This window comes from Pantoea stewartii subsp. stewartii, from assembly GCF_008801695.1.
GTDB classification, from domain to species: Bacteria; Pseudomonadota; Gammaproteobacteria; order Enterobacterales; family Enterobacteriaceae; genus Pantoea; species Pantoea stewartii.
On sequence record NZ_VZPF01000130.1, the window covers coordinates 1 to 7,065 of the forward strand.

A 7,065-nucleotide genomic window follows, 5' to 3' on the forward strand; every position below is an offset into this window, starting at 1 on the left:
ATGTCGAACGGTTGTGGCAGGCGCTTCATGAGACAATAACCCGAAATCACCAGTGCAGTTCAATGTGGCAACTGTTGAAAAAGGTCCATCACTTTATGAATACCGTCAGCCCATTCCCCGGGGGAAAACATGGGCTGGCTAAAGTGTAGCGGTATTAGGATCAGTTATTTAGTGTGGATATCAGCGCCTATCCGATTCCGTCTGACGATAATGGCTATTTTGTTTTTGGCAACAGTAAAAGCCCCTATTTAATCACTCTCAATCCAAAACTTAACGGTCTGGGACGGCTTTGTTGAATAATAGGTAATCATTCTGTTTTGTCTGCACTGTTTTGGTAGAAAACGCTGATGCCAGACAGAACACCGTCATACGCAAGCATGTAATGCATTGATTTTATGTTATCTGAAACAACCGTTTTCATAGTACCACAGCATAAAATCCATTTATTCAACAAAGCCGTCTGGGACAACTGGATAACAGTCTGTTTGGCGATCTTAACGCCCTGCTTGGCCGGCAGCCCGGCCAGGCACCGCAGGAAACGCGTCAGCTTTATACTGATAAAACCACGTTCCTGGGGTCGTCTTATCTGCTTGATCGTCTCAACCTCAAGCCAAATTACGACTACCGTTTCCTTGGCGATGCGGCCTTTGATACGCGCTACGTCAGTAACGTGGTGCTAAACCAGACCGGCAGCCGTTACCTGAACGGCATTGGTTCCGAACTGGATCAGATGCGCTATCTCATGGATAACGCTGCTTCTGCGCAACGCGCGCTGGGATTACAGTTTGGTGTTTCACTGTCCGCTCAGCAGGTAGCCTCACTTGATAAAAGTATTGTCTGGTGGGAAGCCGCGACGATAAATGGCGAAACGGTGATGGTGCCCAAAGTCTATTTATCGTCTAAAGATGTGAAAATGCATGACGGCAGCGTGATTGCGGGTAACAACGTAACGCTTTCCGGTGGTGATATTACCAACAGCGGCAGCACCATTACTGCAAAAAATAACCTGGCTGTGAGCAGTCAGAACAGCGTGAATAACCTCAATGCAGGCATACTTTATGCGGGCGAAAGTCTGCAGCTGACCGCGATAAATAATATTAACAATGTCAGTTCGAACATCAGCGGTAAAAAGGTCGCGCTTGAGAGTATTAATGGCGATATCAACAACAACACCCTGACCACGCTTTGGCAAACAAGTGCGTCTGCGGGTTATCGAGATAATGCATCGGCACGTCAAACGTTGGTTGGGCAAACAGCGGCAATAACATCCCTGGATACACTAAGCCTCAAAGCGGGCAATGACATCAACGTAAAAGGAGCCAGCCTTAGTTCTGGCAGTGAGCTGTTAATGAACGCATGGCACGATATTGCCATTACCAGTAATCAGAAAACAGATAGTTTTAAAATTAATGGCTTCGGTTTTCAAAACAGCAGTACGCAAAAAATTACCAACACAGCCAGCCAAATTTCGGCAGGCCATAATCTGGCGATCCAGTCAGGCCATGATTTAAATGTGATGGCCAGTAATCTTAACGCTGCAAATGATGCTTCGCTACAAGCGGGCAATGATCTGAACCTCAGCAGGGCTTTGTTGAATAATAGGTAATCATTCTGTTTTGTCTGCACTGTTTTGGTAGAAAACGCTGATGCCAGACAGAACACCGTCATACGCAAGCATGTAATGCATTGATTTTATGTTATCTGAAACAACCGTTTTCATAGTACCACAGCATAAAATCCATTTATTCAACAAAGCCCCTCAGCAGTGCTACCAACAGCCAGAACAGCAGAAATGGCAACCAGGAATCCCATTCCACCGGACTGGATCGCACGGCTGTCAGCAGCGGCGGTAGTCTCAGCCTTTCTGCGGGTCAGGACATCAACAGTCAGGCCGCCGCCATCGCTGCCACCGGCAATGCTGCGCTGAAAGCGGGCCGGGATATCAACCTGAATGCCGACGCTACCGGTTCCGGTTACAGCGAAAGGGGCGACAAAAAAACCGTTATCAGTGAAACCGTGCGCCAGCAGGGCACGGAAATCGCCAGTGGTGGCAGTACGACCATGGCTGCCGGACGCGATATCAACACTCAGGCGACAGACGTGACGGCACAGCGGGATATCGCGCTGCAAGCCGGGCGCGACGTTAACCTGAATACCGCGACCGAAAGCGACTATTACTACAAAGAAGAAACCAAAACTAAAAAGGGCTTCCTGAATAAAAAGACCACGCACACGGTTGAGGAAGACAAGGCAACGAATGAAAAATCAACGCAGCTGAGTGGTGATAACGTCACCATTATAGCGGGGAATAATCTCACCGTTCAGGGCTCATCTGTTGCGGGGCAGAAAGGTGTTGAGCTGAATGCCGGTAATGATGTCAACGTTCTGGCTGCAACAGATACGCAATCCACTTACCGACTGAAAGAAGAGAAGAAAAGTGGTTTTGGCAGCTCAGGATTAGGGATTAGTTACGGTAAACAATCCGCCAAAAGCGAATATAAAGGCGCGAAAGTGACTCAGAGCGACGCACGCAGCCTGATCGGCGCTGCCGATGGCGCTGTTACCGTGACTGCAGGGAATAATGCGCTGGTTAAAGGCAGTGATGTTATAGCGGGAGGAAGCAACGGTGATATCACCGTCACTGCGAAGAATATTGCTCTGATGGCGGGACAAGATCGCATATCTGAAAGTACGCATCAGGAGAGTAAAAGTTCAGGTTTTGGTTTAAGCCTCAGTGGAACTCCGCTGGACACCGTACGTAATCTGCGTGATGCAATGCATCAAAACAGTTCAACCTATCAGCAAGCTAAAGCCGCAGGTAATGAACTCGGTGCCTCAATGCTGGATAGCCCAGGATTGAGCCTGACCTACAACCGCTCTTCTTCAAAAGCTGACCAGCAAAGTAACAGTATTTATCAAAGCGGCAGCTCACTAAGCGCTTCGGTCAACGTGCTGCTGAAAGCGAAAGGTAATGGACCCGATGGTAATATCCTCCTGCAAGGCAGTTCGGTTGCAGCCGGAAATAAGGCTGAGCTTAAGGCCACTAACAATGTCGATATTGTAACGTCTCAGGACAGTCAGTCAGTTAGTAGTGAAAGCAGCAGCAAGCGGTTGAGTCTGACGTCGGGTGCATCGCCAGCTGGATTTGTACGGATGGTGGGAAACTCGCCAAATCATGGCTCCCCGGCATCGCCTGTGGGGATTGCACGTGAACAGCAAACCAGTAATGCCAGCTATCTCACGCAGCATACTTCGTCGGTAACCGGAAATACGGTTAGCATCGACAGTGATAAAGGGGACATCAATCTTTCCGGTTCAACGGTGACCGGTAAGCAGTCAGTTACACTGACGGCAAAACAGGGCAACGTAAACCTGACGACAGGTGAAGATAAGCAGGACATTTCTGCGCAGGGTGGAAGCACTTTAATCGGATCGCTGGGCGGGGATGGCTACAGCGGAACCCTGGGCTGGGGCAGTACGGCGTGGAATAAAGCCCAGACGGGAACCCAGCAGAGCAACCTTCGCAGTGGTGTGGTAAGCGAGCAGGGGAATGTATCAGTCTCTGCCGGTAAGGATATCAGTCTTCAGGGCGCAGACGTTTATGCAGGTAACGCATTAAATGTTGATGGCAGGAATATCAATCTTAACCCCTCTGAGGACAGCAACCGCGCCAGCAGCAACAGCAAATCGGCACAATATGGCGTAACAGCACAGGTGTCAGGCTATGCGGTGAGTATTGCTCAGGCGGCAGACAAAGTTGCGGATGCACACAAGAACAACAGCGATCCTCGCTTGCAGGCTATTTATGCCGCCCAGGCTGCGTTAACGGCTTTATCCGCCGCGACACAAAACACGGCTGCGATCAAAGTCTCCGTTAGCGCTACAGCGGGAACCAGCCACCAGTCTGTTGAGCAAAGCAGTACGGTTCAGAGTGGTTCAGTACTCAAGTCTCAGGGCGATACGACCTTAACGGCAGCAGAAAACATCACCGGCAAGGGCGCTAAAATCAGCGGTGACAATGTCGCCTTAACGGCAGGTAAAGATATCGCCTTAAGTTCAGCCCAGGATCAGACCAGTCAAGAGTCGACCAGTGGCGGTAATCACTATGGTGTTGGTGTCGGTTTTGGGCTGGGAGGCAGTCAGAACGGTTTCTCCATTGAATTAGCGGCAAGCCAGAACAGCGCGAATGCCAATGGCAGCAGCGTTACCCACCATAACAGTGACATTACTGCCAGGGGAGATTTATCGGTCAAAGCTGGTCAGGACGTCACGCTTAACGGCGCCGGTCTGAAGGGTAATCATGTTGAGCTTAATGCAGGACGCAATCTGAACATTGCGAGTCAGCAGGATCAGTCAACCTACGACAGCCATCAGAGTTCGTCCGGATTTAGTGCCAGTCTCTGCGTGCCACCCATTTGCGCAGGCGTACCGGTACAGGGCAGCGCCAGCATGAGCGGCAGTAAAATTTACAATGATTATGCTTCGGTACAGCAGCAGAGCGGCATCAGGGCGGGCGACGGTGGCTATAACATTTACGTCGGCAACCACACTCAGCTTGACGGTGCAGTTATCGCCTCTTCTGCGACGCCGGATAAAAACCATCTCAGCACCGGTACGCTGGGCTGGAGTGATATAGATAATCACGCGAAGAGCGGGGGAAGTGGTTATGGCATCAGTGCCAGCACATCCGGTATGCCTTCAGCAGGTCTTACGCAGGTAAAAGCAGGTGCGGATTCGGTTACACACAGTGCGGTGTCAGCAGGCACGATTGATATTCGCGATCCTGCTTCTCAGAAACAGGATTTGGCAACGCTGAGCCGGGATACGGATTCCGCATCGCGCGCACTGAGTGATCACTTTAATGCGCAGAAAGTGCAGGATAACCTTGACGTGCAGCGCGAGATGACGGCGTTAGGTCAGCAGGCCATTCAATCGACGTTCGATTATTTAAAGGAGAAAGAAAAGAATGAGCAGCTTGACAAGCTGAAGGATGACCCTGCTTTCAATAAGCTGACACAAGAACAAAAGAGCCTGGTGCTCAGTAGCCTCGACAAGCAAACAGAAGAAAAATATGGCATAGGCTCCAAAATGCAGATTGCTGCGCAGGCAGTAAGCGGCGTATTCTCAGCGCTTGCAGGCGGAAATGCCAGCGGTGCAGTCGCTGCAGGTGCGGCACCGTTACTTGCTCAAATGATTAAGCAGGCATCTGGTGACAATGATGCCATGCGCATCCTGCTTCATACACTGGCCTCCGGTCTTATTGCCAAGGCTCAGGGTGGTAGCGTGGCTGGCGCTGCGGCGGGTGGATTCACAGCCGCTGCTCTGGGCACCAACGATGCGCTCAGCAAGCTGTTTTTCGGTAAAGAAGCAGCTCTCCTCACAGCCGATGAAAAACAGTTGATTGCCAATATAGTTACGCTTGCGGGCGCTGGAGTGGGCGGTGCTGTGGGCGCCGGCACCGGGGCAGGAAGCGGTGGCTCGGCGGCGCGGACTGAGGTGGAGAATAACTCGTTGAGTCCTGATCAGTCGCTGACGTTCGATAAAGAGCTGTCGAACTGTCGAAAATCCGGTGGTGACTGCCAGGCTGTTATCGAGAAGTGGAAACAGATTAGCGATAAACAGAGTGCTGAAACTGAGCAGAAGCTGAAAGATAATCCGCTGGAAGCCCAAGTTGTTGATAAGGAAATCGCTCAGGGCGGCTATGATATGGAAGATCGTCCCGGCTGGTTGAGTGGTGTCGGTGCCGATGTCATGACCAGTAAGGAAGCCAAAGCCTACGTTCAGCAATGGAACGGTCAGGATCTAGCGAAGATAGATCAAAGCAGCCCTGAATGGACAAAGTATGCGGCTTTTGTGTCTGATCCGGATAATCAGGCCCTACTGGTCTCTGGCGGGCTGCTGGCAAGTAATATAACCAAAGCGGCGATGTCGTTTTGAGCCGCAATACGGCAACGGCGACAGTTAAGGCCTCAGAAGTCGGAATACAGTGGGGGCTGGGCAATATGAAGCAGGGGATGCCGTGGGAGGATTATGTTGGTAAAGTTCTGCCTGCTGATGCTCGCTTGCCTCAGAAATTCAAAACCTTTGATTATTATGATGGCGCGACTAAAACAGCCGTCAGTGCTAAAACAATGGATACGCAGACAATGGCGAAGCTGAATAATCCGAATCAGGTTTACAGTTCGATTAAGGGAAATATTGATGCGGCAGCTAAATTTGAGACATATACCCTTTCGAAGACTTCCCTTGATTCTTCAATGATCTCTAATAGAGAAATCCAACTTGCAGTTCCGGCCAATACTACTAAAACACAATGGATAGAGATAAATAGGGCTATTGAGTACGGTAAAAGTCAGAGTGTAACCGTTAAAGTGACTCAGGTGAAATAATGAAATTTAATAAAGAACAGGATTATTGGGCAACTTGTTATTTTACTAATGAATTTTTACTGATTGAAACTCAATCAGGACTAGGAAGAACTAGTGCAGATCCACTGTTCCCTCCCCATTTACTACTTCCTGAAGCTGACGACGAATATGTTGGTGAAACTATATTACAGGCTTTATCCAATAGCCGGACACTGAATAATTTAGAGGGTCGTGTTGCTTTTTTTGACCTTGAGAAAGGCAAGGAGAAGTATGCGGCTTGGATTGCCATGTTGATGGATAAATACGGTTATAAAACCAAACGCGCTTTATTCAAGCATATGAAACATTGCATTATCCATTGTGTGAATGGAGTTATCACCATACGGCCCACTCGCCATGAAAAACTGGAAGCATGGGGAAGAACAAAAGGAGATGGCCTTGAAGATGTTGTTCTTTCTACCCACAACTCTCCTGCTGAAATTGGTGCTGGCCTTCGCCTGGCATTAAGTCGCTGCAAAGGTTAACCTAAATAACTGATCCTAATACCGCTACACTTTAGCCAGCCCATGTTTTCCCCCGGGGAATGGGCTGACGGTATTCATAAAGTGATGGACCTTTTTCAACAGTTGCCACATTGAACTGCACTGGTGATTTCGGGTTATTGTCTCATGAAGCGCCTGCCACAACCGTTCGACAT

General features: G+C 49.6%; 3 protein-coding genes and 3 pseudogenes. 5 read left to right on the forward strand and 1 reads right to left on the reverse strand.

Going from position 1 to position 7,065, the window contains the following annotated elements; translation table 11 throughout:
* The 5 genes and pseudogenes from F7Q90_RS24015 to F7Q90_RS24040 form a co-directional block, all read left to right on the forward strand.
* Nucleotides 1–149 (forward strand): annotated as a pseudogene (locus tag F7Q90_RS24015) (IS630 family transposase); the annotation flags it as partial.
* A 311-nt stretch (nucleotides 150–460) separates the two neighbouring features.
* A pseudogene (locus F7Q90_RS27420) lies at nucleotides 461–5,517 on the forward strand (hemagglutinin repeat-containing protein); the annotation flags it as partial.
* Nucleotides 5,497–5,937, forward strand: coding sequence for a hemagglutinin (locus tag F7Q90_RS28175; RefSeq protein ID WP_455906704.1), 441 nt, complete (start codon nucleotides 5,497–5,499; stop codon nucleotides 5,935–5,937). The pseudogene F7Q90_RS27420 and the gene F7Q90_RS28175, both read left to right, overlap by 21 nt.
* Nucleotides 5,934–6,389, forward strand: coding sequence for an endonuclease toxin domain-containing protein (locus F7Q90_RS27425; RefSeq protein WP_237166079.1), 456 nt, complete (start codon nucleotides 5,934–5,936; stop codon nucleotides 6,387–6,389). The genes F7Q90_RS28175 and F7Q90_RS27425 overlap by 4 nt, the downstream gene beginning before the upstream one ends.
* Nucleotides 6,389–6,892: a contact-dependent growth inhibition system immunity protein gene (locus F7Q90_RS24040; RefSeq protein WP_044241431.1), complete on the forward strand. Its 504-nt coding sequence runs from the start codon at nucleotides 6,389–6,391 to the stop codon at nucleotides 6,890–6,892. Before F7Q90_RS27425 ends, F7Q90_RS24040 begins: the two co-directional genes overlap by 1 nt.
* A 24-nt stretch (nucleotides 6,893–6,916) precedes the next feature.
* Here the strand turns inward: F7Q90_RS24040 and F7Q90_RS24045 are convergent.
* Nucleotides 6,917–7,065: pseudogene (locus F7Q90_RS24045) on the reverse strand (IS630 family transposase); the annotation flags it as partial.